This is a genomic window from Piscinibacter gummiphilus, assembly GCF_032681285.1.
Lineage (GTDB): Bacteria > Pseudomonadota > Gammaproteobacteria > Burkholderiales > Burkholderiaceae_C > Rhizobacter > Rhizobacter gummiphilus_A.
The window spans coordinates 573,810-598,325 of record NZ_CP136336.1 but is presented as its reverse complement, the minus strand read 5'-3'; the positions used below and the strand labels follow the sequence as shown (position 1 = coordinate 598,325).

Genomic DNA, 24,516 nt, shown 5'->3' with positions numbered 1-24,516 from the left:
GATGTGAATGGTGGACGGAGGCCGAAGCCGACCTCCTGCTCACAAGACGTTTGACGCGAAGGCGCTGTGACAGCGTTGAAGAAATATCAGAGAGGCTCGGCAGCGTCACCCAGGGCCGCAGAATCGCTCTCGGTGTGCCGGTCAGGTTCCGTGGTGCTGAGGATTTCGTTCAGGACCGACGTGGCGTAGGTCCCCGCCGGCAACGAGAACATGAGCACCAGTTGATCGGCTTGCAGCCATTCCCAGGACATGTCCGCCGGGCTCGCCACCAGGGCGCGGCGCTCCTGGTCGAGACCTGCGTGCTCCATGCCGTCGCACAAGGTGGCGTGGCGCTGCGCCACTGCGTTTTCCAGTGCCTGCGCCTCATCGGAGGTGCTCACGCGGCCGCGACCCCAGAGCGGCCCGGTGGGCCGGCCAGCCTCGTCCATCACGTCACCGGGCAAGGCCTTGCCCCACAGCCCCTGCTGGATTCGCAGCGCGAGCACTTCGTTGAAGACGAAGGAGCGCACCGCCGAGAGGTAGAGGCCCTTCTTCTTCGGGTTACGCACGCGGATCTCGCGCGCCAGCATGGCGCGGCCTTGCTCGACGTTGCCGCCGTCGAAGCCGAAACGCTGGGCACCGAAATAGTTGGGCACGCCCTGTGATGCCACGGCCTGGAGGTTGGCCTCGATGGCGTCGCGATCGCCGCTCACGTCACGCAGCACGATGCGGAATCGGTTGCCCTGCAAATCACCGGGGCGCAGCTTCTTCACATGGCGGCGCTGGCCCAGCACCTTGAATTCCGGGTGCTGAAGCTGGGTCAGGTCGGGCGTCTCGCGTTTCTCTTTGCCATAGGGAAGGTAGAGGCTGAACCACTGACGGGTGATGGCGTAGCGGTCCTTGAGGCCGGCATAGCCCACGTCGCGCTCCTGCACGCCGACCGCCTCGGCCAGCCGCTGGGCCACGAAGGCGGTGTTGGCCCCGTCCTTTTCGATGTCCAGCCAGAGGTGTTCACCTTCCCCGGAGGGCACTTGCAGCGGCAACTCGGTCACCCTGAAATCCTCGTTGAGGCGTTTCAGGAAGGCGGTGGCACCGCTGGCCGGATAAGCACTGGGCCACTGCGGCAGGGTCGGGTCGGGGGCGTGGGTCATGGGCAATCCGGGGCGGTGATTGTCACCGCCCCCGGGCCGCTCAAGCCTTCACTTCGACCACCTGCTCGAAGCCGCCGAAGATCATCCGCTTGCCGTCGAAGGGCATCGGCGGGTTGCCGGGTTTGGACGGATCCATGCGAGGGTCTTCCATCATCTTCTTCATGCCGGCGTCGCGGGTGGCCTTGTCGGGCCATTCGACCCACGAAAACGCCACCGTTTCGTCGGCCGTGGCCTGCACTGCGCGGCGGAAATCGGTGACCTTGCCGTCGGGCACGTCGTCGCCCCAACCCTCGATCACGCGGATGGCGCCGAGCTCGATGAACATCGCGTCGAAATGGCGCGCGTGGTCGATGAACTTCTGCTTGTTGGCGGTGGGAACCGCGATCACGAAACCGTCGATGTAGGACATGTCTGCACTCCTGTGAAGTTGGGCGTTCGGTGCACCCCCGTCAGGGCACCCCGTCTCCCACGACGAACGACGGCAAGCCAAATCGACAGAGCGACGACCTTGACACTCATCAATCCGCTGCGGCGTGTTGCGCCTAGGCTGCACCTGATCGACCGGAGGTAGCCACGATGAACACGCTGACCAAGCTGGCCCTGGGCCTGATGGGCCACAACCCGCCGCGGCCGGCGGTGGGTGATACGAAGCAGACACTCGCCCTGCCGCCACCGCACCGCGAAGGCGGGCTGCCGCTCATGGAGGCGCTGGCGCGCCGCCAGTCCTTGCGCGAGTTCGCGCCCACGGCGCTGGACGAGCAGACCTTGTCCGATCTGCTGTGGGCCGCCGCGGGCGTCAACCGCCGGGCGCTGGGGGGGCGCACCGTGCCGAGCGCGATGAACGCGCAGGAGGTGCTGCTCTACGCCGCCATGCCGCAAGGCCTGTACCGCTACGAGCCGGTGTCACACGCGCTGCAGCTCGTCGAAACCAGCGACGTGCGACGCGTCACTGGCTACCAGGACTTCGTCGACGACGCGGCGCTGGACCTCGTCTATGTCGCCGATCACGGCCGCATGGGCATGGTGCCGGCGGCGCAGCGCACCGCCTACGCTAGCGCGGCGGCGGGCGCCATGGCGCAGAACGTCTACCTGTTCTGCGCTTCCGCGGGGTTGGCGACGGTGGTGCGCGCGTGGTTCGACCGCGAGGCCCTGGCCAAGGCGATGGGCCTGGGCAACGACCAACAACTCCTGCTGGCGCAGACCGTGGGTCGCCCGAAGACCTGAGCATCGGGCCCCCGGCCTGCCTCCGTCATGCAGACGAAAGTCGCTCCAGCAGCGCCATCGCGGCCGCGGGGTTGCGCTCTTTCGCGCCGCTGATGAAGAAGAGGAACACGTCACGCGGGCCCGCCGGCTGCGGCGGCTCGACGCGCGGCACGCCATCGGGCTCCCCGCCCTGCGCCCAGCGCTGCGCGCAGGCGGCGAGCTGGTCGAGCGCCTGCGGCTCGAAGCCTTGTGACAGGTGGCTTTGCGAGCGCATGGTGCGGGCGTAGACGAAGTCGTTCGTGATGTCGGCAAACGAGGGGTAGTCGTCGGAGTCGGTGAAGACCGTGCCGGCCTTGTAGCGGCGTGCGAGCGACAGGTACTCGGGCGACTTGAAGCTGTCGTGCCGCACGTCCATCACATGGCGCAGCGGCAGCCCACCCACCTTCGCCGGCAGCAGCTGGAGGAAGGCTTCGAAGTCGACCGGGTCGAACTTCTTGGTGGGCGCAAACTGCCACAACACGGGCCCGAGCTTGTCGCCCAGCTCCGCGAGGCCGCTGCCAATGAAGCGCTCGATCGACTCGCCGGCCTCGGCCAGCACACGCCGGTTGGTGGTGAACTTGTTGGCCTTGAGCGAGAAGACAAAACCCTCGGGCGTGTCGTCGCGCCATTTGGCGAAGGTCGCCGGCTTCATGGTGCTGTAGTAGGTGCCGTTGACCTCGATGGCCGTGAGCTTGCTCGCTGCGTATTGCAGCTCGCGCGCATGCGGCAGGCCCTGGGGGTAGAAGTTGTCGCGCCAGGGTTCGAAGGTCCAGCCGCCGATGCCGGTGTAGATGCGGCTCACACCAGCCTCCAGGCCACGAGCCCCACGCAGGCGATGGACAGCAACGACGAGACGACGATGAGGAGGCGCGTGCGCACGCGCAAGGCATCGACCGCTTCGACGATGCGCGCGTTCTGCTCGGCCAGGGTTTCGATCAGCTCGGCCGAGGCCTTCTGCTGCTCGGCCAGCTGGGCCACGCTGCTTTCGAGCTGCGCGACGCGTGCCGACAGGTCGCCGGGGCTCGTCGCCGCCGCGGTGGCGGCCTCTTCGGCCTGCTGCGAGCGGGTGAAGATCTTGCGGGCACTCTTGACGATGCCCGGGGTCGCTTCGATCACGTCGCCCCACGGGATCACCTTGAGGGCGGTCATCCAACCAATGGCCATGCTGCAGGCCTGCCGGCGTTGGGCCGGTCAGGCCATCGAAGTGTCGCACCGGGCCGCGCCGGGCGGCGCGGCTGCGGGCTTTGTCATCAGGCTGGCTGGAGGCTTGAGCCCTCGACCTTGACGCGCGAGCCGACCTGCAGGCCGCTCAGCGATTCGCGGCGGAAGGTGCGCGTCTGGCCGTTGTCGAGCTGCACCTGCACGTTGTAGCCGACGACGCGTTCCTTGCGGTCGCGCTCGATCTTGTTGCCGAGCAGGCCACCGCCGATGGCACCGGCCGCCGTGGCGGCCTTCTGGCCATTGCCGTCACCCACCTGGTAGCCGAGCACGCCCCCGATCACGGCGCCGGTGGCCGCGCCCACGCCGGTGCCCTTGGGCCGCTCGGTCAGGGTTTCGATGTGGCGCACTTCGCCCATCAGCGCCACCGGGGCGGCGGGGCGCTCGGGCACGGCGCGGGCCGTGGTGTTGGCGCTCGGCACCGGGGCGCCGTTTGCCTTCACGGGGCTGCCGTCTTGCGGGCCGCAACCGCCGAGGACGACCAGGCACGCCAGCGAGCCGGCGGCGAGCGACGCGGTGATGCGGTCGACGGGATGCTTGTGATGAGTGTGGTGTTGCATGTCGTGCTCCTGGCCCGCTCCTCGGGCTGTCTTCACGGAGCTGAATCGTCCAGGGTCGGCGGGCTGGCGTCTGCCCGCCCCGGCCGCAGCGTGGCGTAGGACGAAAAGCCGCGGCGTTGCAGCTGCACACAGGTGTAGGTGTGGGCCTACAGCGCTTCGCTCGGTCGCCTGATGGCGGCTTCAAGCACCCCCTTGCACGATGGCCCCCAGCCGTGCCAATGGGGCCGCGGGGGTTGCAGGAGCGAGATCATGCCGAACGATGAATGGCTGGAAGACGTGCGTCGCTGGTATTACGGCGGCAGCCCGCCCGCGGCCGAAGCCGCCGACGTCGACGCGAATGCGGCCACGCCGGTCGAGCTCGGTTACGAAGCCGCGCACCCGGCGCTGCAGGCCCGGCACTGGCCCGACGCGGCCAGCGTGCGGGGCGAGAACCGCCCGGTCTGAACCGCTCTCACCAGGTGTCGATCGGGGCGCTGCGGCGCTCCGACACGCGTGACGACGCGAGCCCCCGCGCCAGCCAGTGGCGCGTGTCGGCCGGGTCGATCACCGCGTCGATCTCGAGCATCGCCGCCATGTGAATGGCCTTGCCGCGCGCATATTGCGCGGCCACGAGCTTGTCGAACAGCGCATCGCGCTCCGCGCCTTCAGCCGCCGCGGCCAGCTCCTTGCGGTAGCCCAGGCGCACCGCCCCTTCGAGCCCCATGCCACCGAACTCGCCGGTGGGCCACGCAGCCGTCATCGCCGGCGAGTGGAAACCGCCCCCGGCCATCGCCATCGCCCCCAGGCCATAGCCCTTGCGCAGCACCAACGCGAGGAAGGGCACGCGCAGGTGCGCGGCCGTCACGAACATGCGGCTCACATGCCGCACCTGGGCCTTCTCCTCGATCTCGGGGCCGACCATGAAGCCCGGGGTGTCGACCAGCGAGACGATGGGCAGGCCATGCGCGTTGCACAGCTGCATGAAACGCGCGGCCTTGTCGGCAGCGTCGGCGTCGATCGCGCCTCCCAGGTGCACCGGGTTGTTGGCCATCAGGCCGACGGGCCGGCCCTCGATGCGGGCGAGCGCCGTGAGGATGCCGTGGCCGAAGCCGGCGCGCAGCTCCAGCAGCGAGCCGGTGTCGGCCACGCCGCGCATGACCTGGCGCACGTCGTAGGCACGCACGCGGTTTTCGGGCAGCGCATCGCGCAGCTGCTTCGGGTCGGCAGCCGACCATTCGCTCAAGCGGCCCTGGAAGTACCCGAGGTATTGCTTGGCCACCGCCACCGCCTGCGCCTCGTCGTCGACGAGCACGTCGATCACGCCGTTGGCGTGCTGCACCTGGCTCGGGCCGATCTGTTCGGGCGTGTAGACGCCCAGGCCACCGCCTTCGATCATCGCGGGGCCCCCCATGCCGATGTTGCTGTCGCGGGTGGCGATGATGACGTCGCTGCAGCCGAGCAGCGCGGCATTGCCGGCGAAGCAGCGGCCGGCCACGATGCCGACCACTGGTACCTGGCCGCTCAGGCGCGCGTAGTTCGCAAACGTGGTGAGGTGCAGGCCGGCCACCTTGGCAGAGTCGGTGTCGCCCGGGCGGCCTCCGCCCCCTTCGGCAAACAGCACCACCGGCAGCTTCTGCTCGAGCGCGATGCCGAGCATGCGGTCGGTCTTCTCGTGGTTGCGCATGCCCTGCGTGCCGGCCAGCACGGTGGCGTCATACGACATCAGCACGCAGCGTGACTTCTCTTCGCCGAACTGCGCACCGTTGACGCTGCCGATGCCGGTGATGAGGCCGTCGGCCGGGGTGTTCTTGATGAGGTCGTCGAGCTCGCGGCGGCGGGTCTGCGCCGCATACGCGAGCGCGCCGTATTCGAGGAAGCTGTCGTCGTCGCACAGGTTGGCGATGTTTTCGCGGGCGCTGCGCAGGCCGAGCGCGTGGCGCTTGGCCATGGCCTCGGGGCGGCTGGCATCGCGCGTGAGGGCGTGGCGGTCGAGCACTTCCTGCAGGTCGGCGCGCACGGCCGACGCCGGCGTGGCAGCCGTGGCCTCGGCCTGGGCCACCACGGCGGCAGGCACCGCCTGCGCCGCGCCCAGCGTGACCAGCAGCTCGTCTTCGCCGATGGTGTCGCCGGTGGCCACGGTGATGTGCAGCACCTGCCCGTCGGCCTCGGCGCGAATCTCGTGCTCCATCTTCATCGCCTCGAGCACCAGCAGCAGCTGGCCGGCGCGCACGCCCTCGCCGGGCGCCACCGCGAGTTGCACCACGGTGCCCGCCATCGGGGCCTTGATCGACGCTTGTGACATTGGGCTTGTCTCCTGGTTTGGCGGGCACTGTAGCGGCGGCGTGCGGCCGCCCATGACACCGCTGCGACAAGCCGCCGTGGACGCACAATGCGGCCCATGGCCTCTCCCACCCAGATCACCGCCCGCTCCTTCAACGACGCTGCCGCCGCGCTGGCGCACGCCACCACCATCTACGACATGGGCATCGCGCACCTGCGCGACAGCCTGGTGCGCTTCGTGGCCGGCGAAGAGTTGCAGCAGCACGTGCGCGCCTGCTACCCCTACCTGCGCGTGCACACCGACACCGTGGCCCGCGCCGACTCTCGCCTGGCCTACGGCTTCGTGGCCGGCCCTGGCACCTACGAGACCACGCTCACGCGGCCCGACCTCTTCCACGACTACTACCTGGAGCAGTTCACGCTGCTGCTGAAGAACCACGGTGTCACGCTGGAGGTGGGCCTGTCCAGCCAGCCGATCCCGGTGCACTTCTCGCTCGCGGAAAACGACCACCTCGAAGGCAGCATGCCGCCCGAGCGGCGCCTCTTGCTGCGCGACCAGTTCGACCTGCCCGATCTCACCGCGATGGACGACGGCATCGCCAACGGCACCCACGTGCCGGCGTTGGGCAACGATGGTCAGCCGCGGCTGCCGCTGTCGCTCTTCACCGCACCGCGCGTCGACTACTCGCTGCACCGCCTGCGCCACTACACCGGCACCGCGCCCGAGCACTTCCAGAACTTCGTGCTCTTCACCAACTACCAGTTCTACATCGACGAGTTCATCCAGCTCGGCCACGAGATGATGGCCGACCCGAACTCCGGTTACAGCGCCTTCGTGCAGCCCGGCAACGTGGTGCTGCGCCGCGCCGGCCTCGGGCCCCAGCCCGACGACGAGTTGCGCGTGGCCCCGCCGCGCCTGCCGCAGATGCCCGCCTACCACCTGGTGCGCGAAGACCGCACCGGCATCACCATGGTCAACATCGGCGTGGGCCCCTCGAACGCGAAGACCATCACCGACCACATCGCGGTGCTGCGCCCGCACGCGTGGATCATGCTCGGCCACTGCGCGGGCCTGCGCAACACGCAGGCGCTGGGCGACTACGTACTGGCCCACGGTTATGTGCGCGAGGACCACGTGCTGGACGAAGAGCTGCCCCTGTGGGTGCCGATCCCGCCGCTGGCGGAGATCCAGGTCGCGCTCGAAGACGCGGTGGCCGAGGTCACCCAATTGAAGGGTTATGAGTTGAAACGCGTGATGCGCACGGGTACTGTTGCCAGCACCGACAACCGCAACTGGGAGCTCCTGCCTTTCACCCACCCGCAGAGCACGCCGGAGCAGCGCTTCTCGCAGTCGCGCGCGATTGCGCTCGACATGGAAAGCGCCACCATCGCCGCCAACGGCTTCCGCTTCCGCGTGCCCTACGGCACCTTGCTGTGTGTGAGCGACAAGCCGCTGCACGGGGAGATCAAGCTGCCCGGCATGGCGAATCACTTCTACCGCGAGCGGGTGGACCAGCACCTGCGCATCGGCATCCGTGCGATGGAGCTGCTGCGTGAACAAGGGGTCGACCAGTTGCACAGCCGCAAGCTCCGGAGCTTCGCGGAAGTCGCTTTCCAATAAACAGCCCTCGCGAGAGGGTCAGAAGAGCCGATGAACTTCCTGATCCTCTCCGCACACGACTACCGATCGCCGCGCCGGGCCGGCATCCACTTCGTCACCCAAGAGCTGGCCAAGCTCGGCACCACGCGTTTTTTCTCGCTGCACTACAGCCAGCTGTCGAAGCTGAAGTCAGACCCTCGCCAGTCGCTCGACACGCTGGCCAACCGCAAGGCCATCGCGCCCGACGGCGTCGAGTGCTACCTGTGGCGCACGCTGATCCACCCGTTCAGCCTGCGCACACCGGCGCTCGCGCCTCTGGAAGCGATGATGTTCCGCTACTACACCGCGCGCCCCAGCCCGGTGCTGGTGGAGTGGATCCGCGAGGCCGACGTGATCTTTTTCGAGAGCGGCATGGCGCCGGTCTTCTTCGACCAGGTGCGCCGCCACAACCCGAAGGCGCGCACGATCTACATCGCCTCCGACGACCTCGATTCCATCCGCGCCGCCAACTTCGTGAAGCGCACCTTCGCGCGGGTCGCGCCGAGCATCGGCACCATCTGCCTCAAGGCACCGGGCATGTCGGCGACGGTGGCCAAGGGGCCGAATGTCTGCGTGATTCCGCACGGCTTCGATTTTTCGGTGGACGAGCACGCCGACCCCTCGCCCTACCCGGCCGGGCTGCATGCGGTGTCGGTCGGCTCGATGCTCTTCGACGCCGACTTCTTCACCGCCGCATCCCGCGAGTTTCCGCAGGTTCAGTTCCACGTGATCGGCTCGGGCACCGGGCGACGGCCAGGCTATGGCGACAACGTGCGGGTCTACGACGAAATGCCGCACCGGCTCACGCTGCCCTACATCAAGCACGCGAGCATCGGCATCGCGCCCTACCGGGCGGAAGGCCTGCCGCCGCACCTGGGCGAGACCTCGCTCAAGCTCATCCAGTACGACCACTTCAAGCTGCCCGCGGTGTGCCCGCACGCCACGGTCAACGCCTGCAGCAACCGCTTCGGCTACGAGCCGGGGAACGCCGCCTCGATCGTGCAGGCGATCCGCCAGGCGCTGCACGCGCCGCGGGTGTCCACGCGCCGGCACCTGCGCTGGTCGGAAGTGGTGCAGCGCATGCTGGACCCGTTCGCCTTCGACGACACGCGCCTGGCCTGACCCACCCAAGGGTGGGATGCGCGGCCCCGGGTTTCCCGGGCAGCGGCTGACACGCTCCTCCACTACGATTTCGGCCGGTTTCGACCACCCGAGCACTCTCGAAGAAGAGCCGGCACCCGCCGGACGGCCACATGGCCTTGCAAGGTCGACATCACGTCAACGTTCATACCGGAGGGAATCCATGTCCGCTTTTCATCGTGCCGCGCTGTCGGCACTGAGTGCTCTTGCGCTCGTCGGCTGCGCCACGCCGCTCACGCAACCCCTGAACCGCACTGTCGCTGCCGCTGCGCAGCCGGTGGAAGTGAAGGTCGGCATCCGCCAGCCCGAGCTCTATGGCGCCTTCGAGCCTTCGCGCGCCGGCCAGGCCGCGGCCGCGGGCTGCGGTGCGGTGCCGGGCCTCGGCATCCTGCTGGCCGCGGCCTGCGGCGCGGCCGCCGGGGCGATGGATGCGACCATCAACGCCTCGCGTGCGAAGGCGGCCGATGAAGTCATCCGCCCGCTGAAAGACGAGATCATCGACCTGAAGTTCGACCAGGCGATGAACGACGCGATCACCAAGGCGCTGACGAACGTGCAGGGCATGAGCTTCTCGGGCGTCGTCGTCACGAAGGAGACGACGGACGCGAAGTACGAGGAGGCCTTGAAGGCTTCGACCGCCGGCGGCGTGATGTTCGTGAACGTCGACTACCACATGTCGATCGATCTCTCGACGCTGCAGATGTCGGCCCGTGCGCTGCTGTACCCGCGCAGCCCCGCGGCCCGCACTGCGGCTGGCCTGCCGGGTGACATCAACGCACCCGCCGCGCCCAACCAGCCCGCCTCGGTGATCGACCCGAAGAACGCCGCCTACCGCAGCCTCGTGGTCTACCGCGCCAAGCTGCCGCAGCAGGCCAAGGAGCCCGGCGAGTACCTGGCCGCCTGGAAGGCCGACAACGGCCGCCTGCTGCGCACGAGCCTCAACGACGGCATGGCGCACCTGGGTCGCCTGCTGGTGGAAGACATCCAGCGTGCGCCGGACGCACCGGCCCTTCCGTCGCTCGGCAAGGTCGAGGTCGAAAACCGCCAGCAGGCCGACCTGGTGGCCGAAAGCCACGGCGGCAAGCTGCTGCGCTACCCCACCGGCGCCCTGCACTTCCAGACCACGCCAGGCGGCAACACCACCACGGCGCAGGCGCCGGCCACCACCCCGCCCGCCGCACCGGCCGCCACCACCGCCACCGCGCGGTGAAGCCGGCCTGCTTGCGCACGCTGGCCGCCTCGGCGGCGGTGTGCGCCCTCCTCGCCGGGTGCGTCGCCGACCGGGTGCAGGGCCTGCGGGCCACGACCGCGCCCCTGGCCGCGCCTGCGGGCGGCGCTTGCCCGTTCACCATCGTGGCCATCGACGACCGGCGCGAGGAAAAAGGCCTGGGCCGGCTGTACCGCACCCGGGTCGACGGGGAAGAGAGTTTTCCGAGCTGGTTTGCCGACGGCCTCAAGGCGACCCCGGGCCATGCGGCCCAGGGGGCTCCCGTCACGCTGCGCGTCGAGGTGCTGCGCGCCTACATCCACGCGCTGAGCACGATGAAATCGGCCAACCTCGTCGTGCGGGTACACATGAGCACGCCGGATGGCGCGCTTCGCAGCAAGCTCTACCGCGGCGTCGACGGCAGCACCAACTGGTCGAACTCGGAAAGCGAAGTGCAGGCCGCCTTCGACAACGCAATGATCCATTTGCGGCAACAACTGCAGACCGATCTGGCGCTGACCTGCAGGCGCTGACACAAGCGCCCGGGGTGCCGGGAGGCACCCCGCGGTACATCGATTGCCGAGCCAACAGGGTCGTCATCAACCTGTGAGGCCGCCATGTCCAACGCCCTCTTTGCTTTCGATGACCGCGACGCCGGCCAGCGCGCCGCCGACCGCCTGATCGACCGCGGCGTCTCGCCCGCCGCCGTGCATGTGCACATGCACGAGCCCTACGAAGAATCGCTCGGCCGCAAGGCCGACGAGCAGATCAGCGGTGGCCTCATCACCAACCTGCTCGACCTCTTCCAGGGCATCTTTGACTTCGGTTCGTCACCCCACGACGCCGCGGCCTTCGAGGAAACCGTGCGCCGCGGCGGTGTTGTGGTGAGCGTGGATGCCGACAGCGACGATGAGCAGGTGACGGTCGACGAGATCATGCTGGCCGCCGGCTGCGACCAGCACACCGGCTGGAGCCACGCCCCCGCTCGCTGACCGCCGGGCGAAGCCGGCGACGGCCGAACAGGCCGGGAAACACGGGGCACTTGTCGGGATCGGGCAAGTGGGCGCTTCCGGATACTGCGGCGGCCTACCACTGTGGCTCGTTCTGCACAGGCGGTGAGCACGGCGGACGAAAGGTCGTCCGCCTCCTGCCGGACCGCCGACCATGAACACCTCCCGCCGTCGCCAGATGCGAACGCAGCTGGGCATCGCTGCGATGCTCGGCCTCCTGTCACTGTCGCCCAGCCGAGCCGCCACGCCGGCGACGCCGCTGGAGCGCTCGTTCGAAGCGATGGTCCAGAAGGCCTCGCTCGCGCTGCCGACACGCCCCGACTCGGAGATGCTGCAAAAAGCCGGTCAGGCGATCGGCCTGCTCAAGCGGGTGGAACTCGAAGAAGCCGGCCGCGCGATCAACGAAGCGCTGCAGCTCGACGCCCGCAACTCGTACCTGCATTTTCTCAACGGCTTCATCTACCACCTGCAGGCCCGCCAGGGCGACGCGCAGAAGAACGAACTCGCCGTCGAGGGCTACCAGCAGGCGCTGCGCCTGGACCCTGCCAACTGGATCGCGCAGGAATTCCTCGGCCTCGCCTTCCTCGAACAGAAGCGGTTCAACCAGGCGCGAGACCATTTCGCCGAGGCCCTGCTGCTCTCGCCCGACAGCGTGCCCTCGATGCACGGGCTGATGGTGTCGGCCTACCTCACGGGCGATGCCGAAGCCGCCTGCGCGATGGCCGACCAGATCCGCCAGACGCCTGCGCCGGCAACGCCGGCCTTCCTGCGCTCCAGCGTCTCGGTGTACGCCGCGTGCGCCGAGTTCGGCAAGGCCGAGCAGATGCGTGCGCTGATGGTCGACACGAAGCGCGATCCGGGTGAGATCGAACGGGTGGACCGCCGCCTCGCGCAGTGGAAGGTGGTGCATCGCACACCGGCCGCCGAGAACCCGCGCGTGGCCGCCGCCTTCAACGTCGCGCCGCAAGACGAGGCGCCACCAGCCGCGCCCCCTGCCCCTGCCCCTGCACTTGGGCCGACGTCGCCACGCCCGGACCCGAACGATGGCACCCCGCGCATGGTGCTGGTCGACGTGGTGATGGTGGCGACCGAGGAGCTCGTTTCCACCTCCAAGGGCATCAACCTGCTCAACGCGCTGTCGCTGCAGTTCGGCTCGTCGAGCGCACCGGCCTTCTCGCGCAGCTTCAACAGCTCGACGGGCATGGGCAACGTGATCACGCGCGCGATCACCGTGCCGGCGCTGTCCTATTCGCTCAACATCGCCAACGCCACCAACGGCCAGAACGAAGTCCTCGCACGCCCCACGCTCGCCGCCATGGAAGGCGTGCCCTCGGAGTTCTTCTCCGGCACGAACCTCAATGCCGCCGTGGTGTCGACCAACTCGCTCGGCAGCCCCTCGGCCGTGCCGATCGACAAGCGCTTCGGCGTCAAGCTCGGCATCACGCCGAGCTTCCTGCCCAACGGCATGGTGAAGTTGAAAGTCGACGCGTTGCGCACCTTCCTCAACGCCAACGTCGACAACGCGGGCTTCGCCTACCGGCTCGAGATCTCGGAGACCTCGGCCAATGCCAACGTGGTGATGAACCTCGGCGACACGCTCGTGCTGAGCGGCCTGTCGGAAAAGGAAGCCTCGGCCTCGCGCTCCGGCGTGCCGCTGCTGCAGGACGTGCCGGGCGTGCAGTATCTCTTCGCCAGGAAGACGAATCTCGACTTCCAGCGCTCGGTGCTGATCCTCATCACGCCGCGCCAGCCGGTCTACACCTCGAAGCTGGACCACGCCGCCGCGGGCGGCACGAGCGACAGCATGAGGGCCCTGCGCGAACGCATGGGTTTCTCGGGCCGAACGCCGGCCAACGTCGAATCGATCTTGAACCACTTGAAGACCACGCGCCTGTTCCGCGAGTTCCGCCAGGGCGACGTGTCGCTCGAGCAGTGGGACCGCCTGCACAGCACCGGAGAGCGGCTGAAGCAGGCCCTGGAATTCCTCTACTACTGACCGACCCGAGGCACCCACATGCACAAGAAGCTCCTGGCCGCGCTGTTCCTCTCCATCGCCGCGGCCCTCGTGCCCGCGCAAGCCCAGCCGGTGAACGCCGCGCTGAAGGAAGCCGCCACGCTGATCCCGATCCCGGGCATCGAGAAGGCAGTGAACGAACTCTTCGGCGCGCTCAAGCCGGCGGGCCACGGCGTCTACATGGCCAAGGCGACGGTGCCGCAAGTGCCCGGCGTCGGCGACATCCCGCTGCAGCTCTACTTCATGGGCGATGCCGACCGGCAGGCGGTCGTGCTGGTCGTCGACAAACGCTTGAGCCTGCCCGGCGTCTTCAACAACCGGGCGTGGAAGTTCATCGGCAGCGGTACCGCGGCGGCCGCGCCGATCTTCTCGCTCTCGACGGTGGAGTTCTCGCTCAACGTGAACGAGATGCCGCCCGAGTTCCAGAAGGTCATCGCCGACAGCTACTTCGGCGTGCCCACCCTCGACTTCACCAGCGGCTTCCAGACCGCCATGCGCGCCGACATCGGCGGGCCAATGAAGACCGTGCTGGAGCTCGGCATGGGCGTGCCCGCACAGAGCTTCACCCTGCGCGCGGGCACCGTCCTGCCCGTGCCCACCGACATGAACGGTCGTGCCGCGCTTGCGGCCGCGGTGCTGTCGGACATGAAAAACGTGGCCAAGACGGTGAAGGACCTGCCCGAGTTTTTCGTCGAGCTGCAACTCGCGCCCGGCAAGACCATCGGCAGCCCGCTCGGCATGAGCGCGATGACGCTGTCGGACGCCACCTTCTCGATCACCAACACGCTGACCGTGGGCTTCAAGGGCAACGTCACGCTCAACAACGGCCCGAAGTTCATCACCTTTTTCGAGACCCCGCTCAACCCGGCCGGCGCGATGGACCTGCTGGACTTCAGGTTCGGCCTCGCGGCGCAGAAGATCACGCTCGAAGACTACGTGAACACGGCGTTCGGCTTTGCGACGCCCAAGGTGCCCGGCGGCAACTTCATCCGCGACATCGCAAAGTTCCAGGATGAGCTCAAGCAGGTGACGAAGCCGCTCGCGGTCTTCCAGCTGCGCAACCCGCGACCCATCGGCGAATACAGGTTCGGCGACAAGAGCAAACCCTTCCCGCCACTCAACGCATTCAACATCCTCCTGCTCGGGCCGCTGGCCAGCACCGACGACATCGACGGCAAGACGATCCAGGGCCCGCTGCTGAAGACGATGGGCGACGCCACCGTGCTCGGCCAGCAGTTGGCGAGCATGGACGTGCGCCTGGGCATCAGCGGCCTGCGCGCCAAGGCCTCCGCCGGCATGAACCTCAAGCTCGGGCCGCTGGGGCGCCAGGGCATCGCGATGTCCACCAAGGTCGACATCAACAAAGGCAAGCAGGACATGCTGCTGCACGGCAACGTGATCGGCCGCACGCTCGACCTGAACCTCAACCCCTACAAGCTCTCCATCGTGAGCCCGGCCACCTGCGCCACGCCGTTCGAGATCTCGGAAAAGATCGACTTCAGGCCCGATCTCGACGTGGCCCACGTCATGGACAGCCTGCCCGGCGTGAACGTCGACCCGAGCAAGCTCGACAACTGCATCGGCGAAGACCTGAAGAAGGCGCTGAACTGGGTGGGCAGCACCGGCAGCAGCCTCGGGGGCTACACCGCGAAGGCGGCCAACGAAGAACTGGCGCGGCAGGAAGCCGCAGCCAAGGCCGAATACAACCGCATCAAGAACGCGGCCCGCCACGAGGCGCAGAACTCGATCAACGACGCCAGCCGCGCGATGGCCGATGCCGGCAATGCGATCAAGCGGGCCTTCGGCGGCGGCAAGAAAAAGAAGAAATCCAAGCCCGACCTGCGCTTCGACCAGTCGGTGTTCGACTGGGACTACTACTACGACGCCTATGCCGACCTGCGCGCAGCCAAGGTCGACTTCGTGGACCACTGGCGCTCGAACGGCTTCAACGAGGGCCGGCGCGCCAGCCTGGAGTTCGACATGCGGTACTACCTCGACCGCTATCCCGACCTGAAGCGCCTCTACGCCCACGACTATGGCGCCGCGCTAGACCACTGGGTCAACCACGGCATGGCAGAAGGCCGGCAGGGCAGCGCCGATTTCGCCATCAAGGCCTACCTCGCGCGATACCCCGACCTGCAGCGCGCCTTCGGCGCCACCAACTACGACGCCGCCTTCGACCACTGGTTCGACCACGGCCAGGACGAGGGCCGCTCGGGGCGGCCCTGACCGCCACGCTCAGGCCGCGGCGCGGCGGATGTTGCGGCTGGCGCGGTCGAGCATCTCGTCGAGCGTGCGGCGCTCGTCGCGCGTCACGACGCCATCGGCCTTGGCCCGGGCTTCGAAGTGGCGGATGTCGGCCTGCTCGCGCCGCAGATGGCGGAATTCGCGGCGGCTCAGGCGGCCTTCATGGAAAGCCGCTTCGATGCGGGCTTCCTGGCGGGCCTGGCGCGCATCCACCTGGGGGGTGGCACTGACAGGGTGACCCATCGGCCGCGCCATCGCGCCGGCCGAGGCGGCGGCAATGAGGGCACCGAAAACGAGCGTCTTGAGGTTCAGCATGGTGGGGATTCCTTTGCGTTGAGCGGGCCTCGAAGGTGACGCCCGTGGCCATTCAACGACGGCCGCGCCGGCCCGGCTGACGACCACACGGGTAAAGAACCTTGGCTGCCGCGAAGGTGTTTCTTCACATCGTGTGAATTCAGGAGGTTTCAGGGTGCCTCAGGGAGTCCCCTGAACATCCACGCCCCAAGCCCGCCTAGACTCACGCCCTGCGCACCGACGCCGTGGCCCGCAACTTGCGGCCAGGCCCCCTGCCTCCCTCAAGCCCTATGAGCAGTCGCCCCGCCCCTCCCGAGCCGCGCCCGATCACCGAAGCCCGTTTGCTGGCGATGGTGAACGCGAGCGGCGACAGCTTCTGGGAGTCCGACGTGGAGCGCCGCTTCGTGCACGTCAGCGACAACATGTGCCGCATGATGGGCTACCCGCGCGAGGAGCTGATGGGCCGCTCGGTGGTCGACTTCATGACGCCTGAGTACCGCGCGCAGATCGTGCTCATGGCGCAATCGCGCAGCCAGGGCGACAACCCGCTGGCCCACACGCAGCCGATCCGCCACGAAGGCGAGTTCTTCCGCAAGGATGGTTCGCGGCTGTGGATCGAGACGGTGTCGGTGCCGGTATTCGACGACGGCGGCGCCCACATCGGCTACTTCGGCATCACCCGCGACGTGAGCGAACGCAAGCACGCAGAACATGCCCTCCGCGAGGCCAACCAGCGCCTGGAAGCGCAGCTACAGCGCATCCACGAGCTGCATGCGCAGATGCACGAGCAGTCGATCCGCGACGAGCTGACCGGCGTGCACACGCGCCGCCATTTCGTCGACGTGGCCGAGCGCGAGCTCGACCGGGTGCGCCGCGACGGTGGTGCGCTGTCGCTCGTGATGATCGATCTCGACCACTTCAAGATGATCAACGACGCGCACGGCCACCTGGTGGGCGACGTGGCCCTGCGTGCCGTGGGCACCATGCTCGTGGCCACCACGCGCGCCGAAGACCTGGCCTGCCGCCTGGGCGGCGAAGAGTTCGCCGTGCTGATGACCGACACCGATCACCACACCGCGCTGGCCCGCGCCGAGACCTGGCGCGCCACGCTCGCCTCGACCAGCGTGCTGGCCGACGGCATCGTGCTGCGGCTCACGGCCTCGTTCGGTGTGGCCACCTTCCCGTCGCAGGCCGACAGCTTGTCGGCGCTGCTGCGGCTGGCCGACAGCCGCATGTACCGCGCCAAGGCCCAGGGGCGCGACAGCGTGTTCGGCGAGGCCTCGCTCTGACCGACGGTCGCCGCGAGGCCTGAGCGTTCAGACCGATTCCGACCGAGCGCCCTGGTCCTGCAGGTAGAGGGCCCCGCTGACCTGGTCGGCCGCGGCCTTCTTCACGTTGCGACGGCGCCAGAGCCAGGTCTTGATGGCCTGCGGCAGGATGGCCAGGCAGTTCGCGTAGTAGATGGCCTTGAACCCGAGGAGCCGCGGCCCGACCGGCGTGTCGCGGAAAAGGTCGCCCGCCAGGATGGACAGAAGCGCCTCTTGCATGCGCCACATGTTGCGCGGGTTCATGAAGATGTTGCGGATGGCCGGCGAGGTGATGCGGTAGATGAACCACGAGAACATCGCCGGGCCGTGCTTCATCACCTTCTCGAAGCGCTTGAACTGTTTCTCGGCCGCACGCGCCTCGCCCTTGAGCCAGAGGTCGACGCCGGCCGCAGCCTCAAAGGCGCTGTTCATCGCGAGGAACACACCCGACGAGAACATCGGGTCGACGAAGGCATACGCGTCGCCCACCATGATGAAACGGTCGCCGCGGCAGAACTTGCTGTTGTAGGCGTAGTTGCCGGTGGTGGTGGCCGGCTCGATCATCTCGGCGTCCTTCAGCCGCTCGGCCAGCTTCGGCGCGAGTGCGATGGTCTGCATCAGGAAGTCGTCGAGGTTGGCGCCCTTGCGGTGCTCCTTGAAGTAGCCGGGGTGCGCCACCGCGCCCACGCTCGTGGTGCCGTCGCGCAGCGGGATGTACCAGAACCAGCCGTGGTCGAACCAGAAGAGGCTGATGCTGCCTTCCAGCCGCCCCGGGGCTCGCTGCGCCCCGCGGAAGTGGCCGAAGATCGCCGCGCTCGCATGGCGGGGGTTCTTCTCTTTCGCGTCGTACTGGTTGGACAGCAGCGTGTCGCGCCCGCTCGCGTCGATCACGTAGCGCGGGCGCCAGTCGGTCTCGGTGCCGTCGGCGTTCTTCACCTTCACCAGGGCGCGCATGTCGGAGCCCTTGCCGGCGTCCATGTCGACCTTGAGCACGCGCTGGTTCTCGAAGGTGCGCGCGCCCAGCTTGGCGGCATGGCGAAACAGCAGCTCGTCGAATTCCGAACGTCGCACGTGCACGGCGTAGGGGAAGGACTTGTCCATCGCCTCGGCGAAGAAGAAGCGGCTGGTGTGATCGTGCCACGGTGACACGAACTCGGCCCCGAGCTTCATGATGCCGATCTTCTCGACCTCGACGCGCACGCCCAGGCGATCGAAGAGCGGCATGTTCATCGGCAGCAGCGATTCGCCGATGTGGAAGCGCGGGTGCTGCGCCTTCTCGAACATCACGACGTCGTGGCCCTTGTCGGCCAGAAGTGCGGCCACGGTCGAGCCGGCAGGCCCACCCCCGATGACCACCACGTCCGGGCACATGCCAGTGAACTGCTGGGGTGTCATTGCGAATCCTGTATGCAAAAGCTGAACCGGCGCAGTGTAGCGAGTGCGGCCCGCCGCGGAAGCGCAATTCTCAGCGTGGCACACTGCCGCCCGCCTCAGCCCGACGCCCCTCACCCCGCATGACCACCACCGAGTACTACCTGATCGCGATGGTGATCATCTTCAGCGTGCCCTACCTGATCTGGCGGCTGGCGCGCACCGACTATTTCGCGCCGCTGGTGGTGGTGCAGACGGTGGCCGGCATCCTGCTCGGGCCGGGCGTGCTGGGCGCGGCCTTCCCCGATTTCCACGCCACCGTCTTCAGCGCGCCGGTGATCCAGTCGCTCAACGGCTTGGCGTGGTGGGCGGTGATGCTCTTCGTGTGGATCGCCGGCATCGAGCTCGACCTGAAGCAGGCCTGGCAGCACCGCCGCGAAAGCGGCATCACCGCGGGCCTGGCGCTCGGGGTGCCGCTGGTGCTGGGCTGCGGCGTGGCCGCGGCGATGCTGCTGTGGCCCGGCTGGCTGGGGGCGAAGGCGTCGAGCTGGCAGTTCGTGCTCGGGGTCGGCATGGCGTGCGCAGTGACCGCGCTGCCGGTGCTGATCCTGCTGATGGAGAAGATGGACATCCTGCGAAAGCCCCTCGGCCAGCGCATCCTGCGTTATTCCAGCCTCGACGACATCGCGATCTGGGGCGTGCTCGCCATCATCGTGATGGACTGGGAGCGGGTCGGCCGGCAGGCGATCTTCCTCGCCGGGTTTGCGGCGGTGGGAGTGCTCTTCCGCGGCCTGATGCAGCGCATCCCGCCGCGCGACCGCTGGTACGTGGGCCTGATCTGGCTCGGCGTGTGCGGCTTCGCCGCCGACTGGGCCGGGCTGCACTTCATGGTGGGCGCCTTCCTCGCGGGCGCCATCATCGACACCCACTGGTTCGACCAGGACCAGCTCGACGCGCTGCGCCACAACGTGCTGCTGGTGGCCGCGCCGGTGTACTTCCTGAGCACCGGCCTGCGCACGCAATGGACGGTGGGTGGCGCGTCGGTCTTCATCGCCGCGGGGGCGATGCTCGCGGCGGCCGTCATCGGCAAGCTGATCGCCACCGGCCTCGCCGGCCGCATCCTGAAATGGGCGCCGGGCGAAGGCGCGCTCATCGGCTGGCTGCTGCAGACCAAGGGCCTGGTGATGATCATCTTCGCCAACGTGCTGCTCGACAAACAACTCATCAGCGGCGAAACCTTCACCGCGCTGCTGCTGATGGCCGTGGCCAGCACGATGCTGACCACGCCGATGGTCACGCCCCGGCTGGCACGCCTCGCGCACATCGTGCAAAGGTCCACATAACAGGGTGTTACGCCCGGCGCGCACAGGGGCGGCGGCTACAATGAGCGTCGTTTTTCCGCCGCATTCCGGGGGTCGCAAGTACTCGTGCCGACACGCGCGCTGGCAGCTTGTTCGCCCCGCCTCGCACCCCGCCTTTCCGCCCCTCGAAGCCCGACGTCAGTTGCATGAATCCGCTTGCCTCCACTGATCTTGCTTCGCAGGCCCGCCCTTCCTCCGACACCCCGCCCCTGAGCTTCCGCCGCCTGCGGCTGGCTGCGGGCGCCGCGCTGCCGGGCTCGCTGGGCGGCCGCGGGGTCGGCGCGTCGGCCGAGGCGGTGGCGTCGCCGGTCCTCGCCCCCGCGCTGGGCCCGCAAGAGGCGCTGCTCGATGCCTGGCTGAGCGACGGCACGCTGCAGTCGCAACAGCACGGCAGCGTGCACTACGTGACCAACGGCCACTGGCTGCACGGCTGCGCCGTGCTCGACGACCGCGACGGCGGCGTGCATGCGGCCACGCAGCGCGCCTATGCCGACGTGTTCGCCGTGCTCGCCGCCCAGCCCTGCACGCATCTGCTGCGGCTGTGGAACTACCTCGCCGACATCAACCTCGAGGCCGACGGCAGCGAGCGCTACCGGCAGTTCAACGCCGGCCGCCAGCAGGCCTTCCTCGACGTGCAGCGCAGCGCCTTCGAGGGCTCACCCGCCGCCTGCGCGCTGGGCACGCACGGCGGGCCGCTGCGCGTGTACTTCCTCGCCGGCCGCATGCCGCCGGTGGCGATCGAGAACCCGCGCCAGGTCAGCGCCTACCGCTACCCCGACACCTACGGCCCGCGCGCGCCGACCTTCTCGCGCGCGGCCCTGGCCGACGTGGGCCACGGCCGCCAGGCGCTCTTCATCTCGGGCACGGCCAGCATCGTCGGCCACCAGAGCATGCACCTGGGCGACGTGCGCCGGCAGACCGAGGAAAGCCTCACCAACCTCGCCGCCGTGCGCGACGCCGCCACTGCGCGCGCAGGGCGGCCCATCGCCGCCAGCGAAATGGTCTACACCGTATACGTGCGCCACGCCACCGACCTGCCGGTGATCCGCGAGGTCTTCGAACGCGCCGTCGGCCCCGGCAGCCCGGCCGCGCGCGACGCGATCTACCTCAACGCCGACATCTGCCGCGCCGAGCTGCTGGTGGAGATCGAAGCGCACGGGTTCATCGAGCCCGCCGCACGGAGCGCCACGTGAGCCGGCGCGCCTGGCGTGCGTGGTTCGTCGCCACGGCCCTCGCCGTGGCAGGCGTGGGCAGCCAGGCGGCCGACGCCGCCGCAGACGCTGCCGAGCCCGAAGCGGCTCCGCCGGCCGCCACTGCGCAGGCGCCAGTCAAGAACCTCAAGCCGCTGTGGGAACTGGGCCTGGGCGCTTCCGGGCTGCGGCTGCCCGACTACCGCGGCTCCCGCGTCAGCCACAACTACCTGCTGCCGCTGCCCTACGTGATCTACCGTGGCACCTGGTTGCGCTCAGACCGCGACGGCACACGCGCGATGCTCTTCGACTCGCCTCGCATCAAGCTCGACGTCAGCTTCGGTGCGGCCGCCCCGTCACGGGGTGACAACCCCGACCGCGAAGGCATGCCCGACCTGCCCGGCAACGTGGAAGTGGGCCCGAGCCTCAACATCACCCTCGACCAGGAAGTGCGCAAACGCTGGACGCTCGATCTGCGCCTGCCACTGCGTGGGGTGGTCACGCTCGAAGGGTCGCCGCGCTATGGCGGCGCCACCTTCTCGCCCAACCTCAACTTCGACCTGAAAGACCCGACCCACGGCTGGAACGTCGGCTTCCTGACCGGCCCGCTCTTCGCCAACCGGCGCTACCACGAGCAGTACTACCAGGTCGACGCCGCCTACGCTCGCCCGGGTCGCCCGGCCTACCAGGCCGAAGGCGGCTACGCCGGCTGGCAGACCATCGCCTCCACCTCCAAGCGCTTCGGGCACACCTGGTTCGGCGCGTTCGCGCGGCTGGAAAACCTGAACGGTGCGGTGTATGCCGACAGCCCGCTGGTGAAGCGCAACTCGTCGCTGACGGTGGGCTTCGGCGTGTCCTGGATCCTCGCCACATCGGGCACGATGGTCGAGAGCCGCTATTGATGATGGCCCCCCAGTCGCTTCGCTCCTGCTCCCAAGGGGCACCGTCCGGCTTGGGGCGGCCCGGCGCCGGACCTCGGCCGTCATGAAACTGCTGCACCAGGTCGTCGCCGGCTTCTTCTTCTACCTCGCCCTGCTGCTGCTGGGCATCGGGTCGTTGAGCTGGAACCTCATCAGCTGGGTGCTCTACCCCTTCCTGCCGCGTGAGCGTGGGCGCGACATCGGCCGCGCCGCCATCGCCGGGGGCTACCGGCTCTTCTGGTGGTGGCTGCAGCTCACCGGCGTGATGCGGCTGAGCTATGACGGCATCGACGAGCTCAACCGTGACGCGGGGCTCATCATCGCCCCCAACCACCCCACCGCCCTCGATGCGCTGCTGGTGGTGGCCCGTGTGCCGCGCGGCGTGTGCATCATGCGCGCAAGCCTCATGCAGAACCCCTTCCTCGGGGCCGGCGCCCGCCTTGCGCGCTACATCCGCAACGACCCGCCGAGCGGACTCGTGCGCGGCGCGGTGGCCAACCTGCAGGCCGGGGGCCAGCTCGTGATGTTTCCCGAAGGCACCCGCACGGTGACTCCGCCAGTGAACCCCTTCCTGCCCGGCCTCACGCTCATCGCGCACAAGGCCGGCGTGCCGATCCAGACCGTGATCGTCGAGACCACCACCGGCTACCTCGGCAAGGGCTGGCCGGTGTGGAAACCACCGCACTTCCCGATGATCTACCACGTGCGCCTGGGCGAGCGGTTTGCGCCCGAGGCCGACCACCAGGGTCTGTCGAAGCGGCTCGAAGCCTATTTCCGCCAGGAGCTGAGCGCGTGAGCCTGTCGCCTTCGGCCACCCACCTCGTGCTCATCCCGAGCTACAACACCGGGCCGCAGGTCTATGCGACGGTGAAGGCCGCACGCGCGCAATGGAACCCGGTCTGGGTCGTCACCGACGGCAGCACCGACGGCACGCCGGCCGGCCTGCAGGCCATGGCCGCCGCCGACCCCGGCCTGCGCGTGATCGTGCTGCCGGCCAACGGCGGCAAGGGCGCCGCCGTGCTGCACGGGCTGGAGGCGGCGCGCGCCGAAGGCTTCACCCATGCGCTGGCGATGGACTCCGACGGCCAGCACCCCGCCGAGCTCATCCCGCAATTCATGCGGGCCTCGCAGCAGCGGCCCGACACCATGGTGCTCGGCCGGCCGGTGTTCGATGCATCAGCGCCGCTGCTGCGCGTGCGTGGCCGGCGGGTGTCGAACTGGTGGACCAACCTCGAGACGCTCGGCGCCGGCGTGGGCGACTCGCTCTACGGCTTTCGCGTCTACCCGGTCGAGGGCCTGATCGCTGTGATGCGCGGCCAGCCCTGGATGCGCCGCTTCGACTTCGACACCGAGGCCGTGGTGCGGCTGGCCTGGCGCGGCGCCAAGCCCGTCAACCTCGATGCACCCGTCAAGTACCTGTCGGCCGAGGAAGGTGGGGTTTCGCATTTCCGCTACGGGCGCGACAACGTGCTGTTGAGCTGGATGCACCTGCGCCTGATGATCGAGTTCGGGCTGCGCCTGCCCAGCCTCCTGTGGCGGCGTGCACGGCGACTCCCGCCGTTCCAGCCCTGAGCGCCCTGACACAACGCCCCACCATGAGCCTGCCCGCCGACCTCGTCGCTCCCGCGCAGACCCGGCCCGCCGGCTGGGCCGCCGAGCTGGTGGCGCGGATCCGCCTGCATTTCATCCTCAAGACGGTCGGCATCACCGCCTTCATCTGGGTCTTCTTCATCGGCTACTTCTGGGTGCTGCGCCACCCCGCGTATCCCGTCACCCTCATGCCACTCACCGCCCTCGACCGGGCCGTGCCCTTCCAGCCGGTGATGCTGTGGCCCTACCTGACCCTGTGGTTCTACGTGGGCATCGTGGCGGCGCTCACCCCGAGCTTTCGGCAGTTGATCGTGCACGGCGCCTGGGCGGCGGCCCTGTGTGTGGCCGGCCTGGCCATCTTCTACTTCTGGCCCACCGCGGTGCCGCCGCGCGCGTTCGACGCGTCGGGCTACGCCGGCTTCGCCCTGCTGCAGGGGGTGGATGCGCCGGGCAACGCCTGCCCGTCGATGCATGTGGCGGTGGCGGTGTTCACCGCCATCGGCTTGCACAGCCTGTTGCGCGGCATCGGCGCGCCCCGCTGGCTGCGCCTGCTCAACGTTGCCTGGTGCGCGGCCATCGTCTACTCCACGCTCGCCACCAAGCAACACGTGGCGCTCGACGCCGTGGCCGGGGTGTTGCTGGGGGCGACTTTTGCACTCTTTTCCCTGCGCTGGCGCCCGGGAGGGTGGTCGGCCGACGCGGTGGGCACAGGCGCAGCGGATATCATCCGACGACAGTAGTTTTGACATGAATCGGTCCCCGAGGAGGGGTGTCGGGCAGCGACCCGCACCGGGGGAGACCGAGGCACACAGGGGTT

General features: G+C 68.7%; 24 protein-coding genes. 16 read left to right on the top strand and 8 right to left on the bottom strand.

Annotated elements, in window-relative coordinates; translation table 11 throughout:
- Positions 1-86: 86 nt before the first annotated feature.
- Both truD and RXV79_RS02895 read right to left on the bottom strand, forming a co-directional pair.
- Entirely contained in the window at positions 87-1,130 is a 1,044-nt protein-coding gene (gene truD, locus RXV79_RS02900) for a tRNA pseudouridine(13) synthase TruD (protein WP_316701967.1), read from the bottom strand.
- Positions 1,131-1,170: 40 nt separating this feature from the next.
- A complete protein-coding gene (locus RXV79_RS02895; RefSeq protein WP_316701965.1) occupies positions 1,171-1,539 on the bottom strand; it encodes a DUF1428 domain-containing protein in 369 nt (122 codons plus the stop codon).
- 167 nt (positions 1,540-1,706) lie between these two features.
- Here RXV79_RS02895 and RXV79_RS02890 point away from each other — a divergent pair, with 167 nt between their 5' ends.
- Positions 1,707-2,354, top strand: coding sequence for a SagB/ThcOx family dehydrogenase (locus RXV79_RS02890; RefSeq protein WP_316701963.1), 648 nt, complete (start codon positions 1,707-1,709; stop codon positions 2,352-2,354).
- Positions 2,355-2,379: 25 nt separating this feature from the next.
- On the opposite strand, the gene RXV79_RS02885 is transcribed toward RXV79_RS02890, so the two are convergent.
- The 3 genes from RXV79_RS02885 to RXV79_RS02875 form a co-directional block, all read right to left on the bottom strand.
- Positions 2,380-3,204 carry a DUF72 domain-containing protein gene (locus RXV79_RS02885; RefSeq protein ID WP_413816686.1) on the bottom strand — a complete coding sequence of 275 codons (825 nt, stop codon included), beginning with the start codon at positions 3,202-3,204 and terminating at the stop codon, positions 2,380-2,382.
- A complete protein-coding gene (locus tag RXV79_RS02880; protein ID WP_316701960.1) occupies positions 3,171-3,521 on the bottom strand; it encodes a hypothetical protein in 351 nt (116 codons plus the stop codon). The genes RXV79_RS02885 and RXV79_RS02880 overlap by 34 nt, the downstream gene beginning before the upstream one ends.
- Before the next feature lie 101 nt (positions 3,522-3,622).
- On the bottom strand, positions 3,623-4,150 hold the full coding sequence (locus RXV79_RS02875) for an outer membrane lipoprotein (protein ID WP_316701958.1): 528 nt from the start codon (positions 4,148-4,150) through the stop codon (positions 3,623-3,625).
- Positions 4,151-4,399: 249 nt separating this feature from the next.
- On the opposite strand from RXV79_RS02875, the gene RXV79_RS02870 reads away from it, so the two are divergent.
- Positions 4,400-4,594: a hypothetical protein gene (locus tag RXV79_RS02870; RefSeq protein ID WP_316701956.1), complete on the top strand. Its 195-nt coding sequence runs from the start codon at positions 4,400-4,402 to the stop codon at positions 4,592-4,594.
- A gap of 7 nt (positions 4,595-4,601) precedes the next feature.
- Here RXV79_RS02870 and RXV79_RS02865 read toward each other — a convergent pair whose 3' ends face one another.
- Entirely contained in the window at positions 4,602-6,377 is a 1,776-nt protein-coding gene (locus tag RXV79_RS02865) for a carboxyl transferase domain-containing protein (RefSeq protein ID WP_413816685.1), read from the bottom strand.
- 150 nt (positions 6,378-6,527) lie between these two features.
- On the opposite strand from RXV79_RS02865, the gene RXV79_RS02860 reads away from it, so the two are divergent.
- From RXV79_RS02860 to RXV79_RS02830, 7 genes are all read left to right on the top strand, one after another.
- A complete protein-coding gene (locus tag RXV79_RS02860) occupies positions 6,528-8,030 on the top strand; it encodes an AMP nucleosidase (RefSeq protein ID WP_316701955.1) in 1,503 nt (500 codons plus the stop codon).
- A gap of 30 nt (positions 8,031-8,060) precedes the next feature.
- Positions 8,061-9,170, top strand: a complete 1,110-nt coding sequence (locus tag RXV79_RS02855; RefSeq protein ID WP_316701953.1) for a GumK N-terminal domain-containing glycosyltransferase — start codon at positions 8,061-8,063, stop codon at positions 9,168-9,170.
- Positions 9,171-9,351: 181 nt separating this feature from the next.
- The gene (locus RXV79_RS02850) at positions 9,352-10,398 is read left to right on the top strand and encodes a hypothetical protein (RefSeq protein ID WP_316701952.1); all 1,047 of its coding nucleotides are present in this window, start codon (positions 9,352-9,354) and stop codon (positions 10,396-10,398) included.
- 11 nt (positions 10,399-10,409) lie between these two features.
- Positions 10,410-10,928 carry a hypothetical protein gene (locus tag RXV79_RS02845; protein ID WP_316701951.1) on the top strand — a complete coding sequence of 173 codons (519 nt, stop codon included), beginning with the start codon at positions 10,410-10,412 and terminating at the stop codon, positions 10,926-10,928.
- A gap of 84 nt (positions 10,929-11,012) precedes the next feature.
- On the top strand, positions 11,013-11,387 hold the full coding sequence (locus tag RXV79_RS02840) for a hypothetical protein (protein WP_316701949.1): 375 nt from the start codon (positions 11,013-11,015) through the stop codon (positions 11,385-11,387).
- Positions 11,388-11,559: 172 nt separating this feature from the next.
- A complete protein-coding gene (locus RXV79_RS02835; protein ID WP_316701948.1) occupies positions 11,560-13,401 on the top strand; it encodes a secretion protein in 1,842 nt (613 codons plus the stop codon).
- A gap of 18 nt (positions 13,402-13,419) precedes the next feature.
- Positions 13,420-15,648 carry a lectin gene (locus RXV79_RS02830; protein ID WP_316701946.1) on the top strand — a complete coding sequence of 743 codons (2,229 nt, stop codon included), beginning with the start codon at positions 13,420-13,422 and terminating at the stop codon, positions 15,646-15,648.
- A 9-nt stretch (positions 15,649-15,657) separates the two neighbouring features.
- Here the strand turns inward: RXV79_RS02830 and RXV79_RS02825 are convergent, their stop codons facing one another.
- Complete coding sequence (locus tag RXV79_RS02825; RefSeq protein WP_316701944.1) at positions 15,658-15,981, bottom strand: hypothetical protein; 324 nt, start codon at positions 15,979-15,981, stop codon at positions 15,658-15,660.
- 269 nt (positions 15,982-16,250) lie between these two features.
- On the opposite strand from RXV79_RS02825, the gene RXV79_RS02820 reads away from it, so the two are divergent.
- Positions 16,251-17,249 (top strand): sensor domain-containing diguanylate cyclase, encoded by a 999-nt coding sequence (locus RXV79_RS02820; protein ID WP_316701942.1) that lies wholly within the window; start codon positions 16,251-16,253, stop codon positions 17,247-17,249.
- Positions 17,250-17,276: 27 nt separating this feature from the next.
- On the opposite strand, the gene RXV79_RS02815 is transcribed toward RXV79_RS02820, so the two are convergent.
- A complete protein-coding gene (locus RXV79_RS02815; protein ID WP_316701940.1) occupies positions 17,277-18,662 on the bottom strand; it encodes an NAD(P)/FAD-dependent oxidoreductase in 1,386 nt (461 codons plus the stop codon).
- Positions 18,663-18,781: 119 nt separating this feature from the next.
- Here RXV79_RS02815 and RXV79_RS02810 point away from each other — a divergent pair, with 119 nt between their 5' ends.
- The 6 genes from RXV79_RS02810 (at position 18,782) to RXV79_RS02785 (ending at position 24,439) form a co-directional block, all read left to right on the top strand.
- On the top strand, positions 18,782-19,981 hold the full coding sequence (locus RXV79_RS02810; protein WP_316701939.1) for a cation:proton antiporter: 1,200 nt from the start codon (positions 18,782-18,784) through the stop codon (positions 19,979-19,981).
- A gap of 164 nt (positions 19,982-20,145) precedes the next feature.
- Positions 20,146-21,192 (top strand): chorismate transformation FkbO/Hyg5 family protein, encoded by a 1,047-nt coding sequence (locus RXV79_RS02805; protein WP_316701937.1) that lies wholly within the window; start codon positions 20,146-20,148, stop codon positions 21,190-21,192.
- Entirely contained in the window at positions 21,189-22,091 is a 903-nt protein-coding gene (locus tag RXV79_RS02800; protein WP_316701935.1) for a MipA/OmpV family protein, read from the top strand. Before RXV79_RS02805 ends, RXV79_RS02800 begins: the two co-directional genes overlap by 4 nt.
- An 82-nt stretch (positions 22,092-22,173) precedes the next feature.
- Complete coding sequence (locus RXV79_RS02795; RefSeq protein WP_316701934.1) at positions 22,174-22,905, top strand: lysophospholipid acyltransferase family protein; 732 nt, start codon at positions 22,174-22,176, stop codon at positions 22,903-22,905.
- Between the two features lie 2 nt (positions 22,906-22,907).
- Positions 22,908-23,681 carry a glycosyltransferase family 2 protein gene (locus RXV79_RS02790; RefSeq protein WP_316703964.1) on the top strand — a complete coding sequence of 258 codons (774 nt, stop codon included), beginning with the start codon at positions 22,908-22,910 and terminating at the stop codon, positions 23,679-23,681.
- 23 nt (positions 23,682-23,704) lie between these two features.
- On the top strand, positions 23,705-24,439 hold the full coding sequence (locus tag RXV79_RS02785; protein WP_316701933.1) for a phosphatase PAP2 family protein: 735 nt from the start codon (positions 23,705-23,707) through the stop codon (positions 24,437-24,439).
- Positions 24,440-24,516 lie beyond the last annotated feature (77 nt).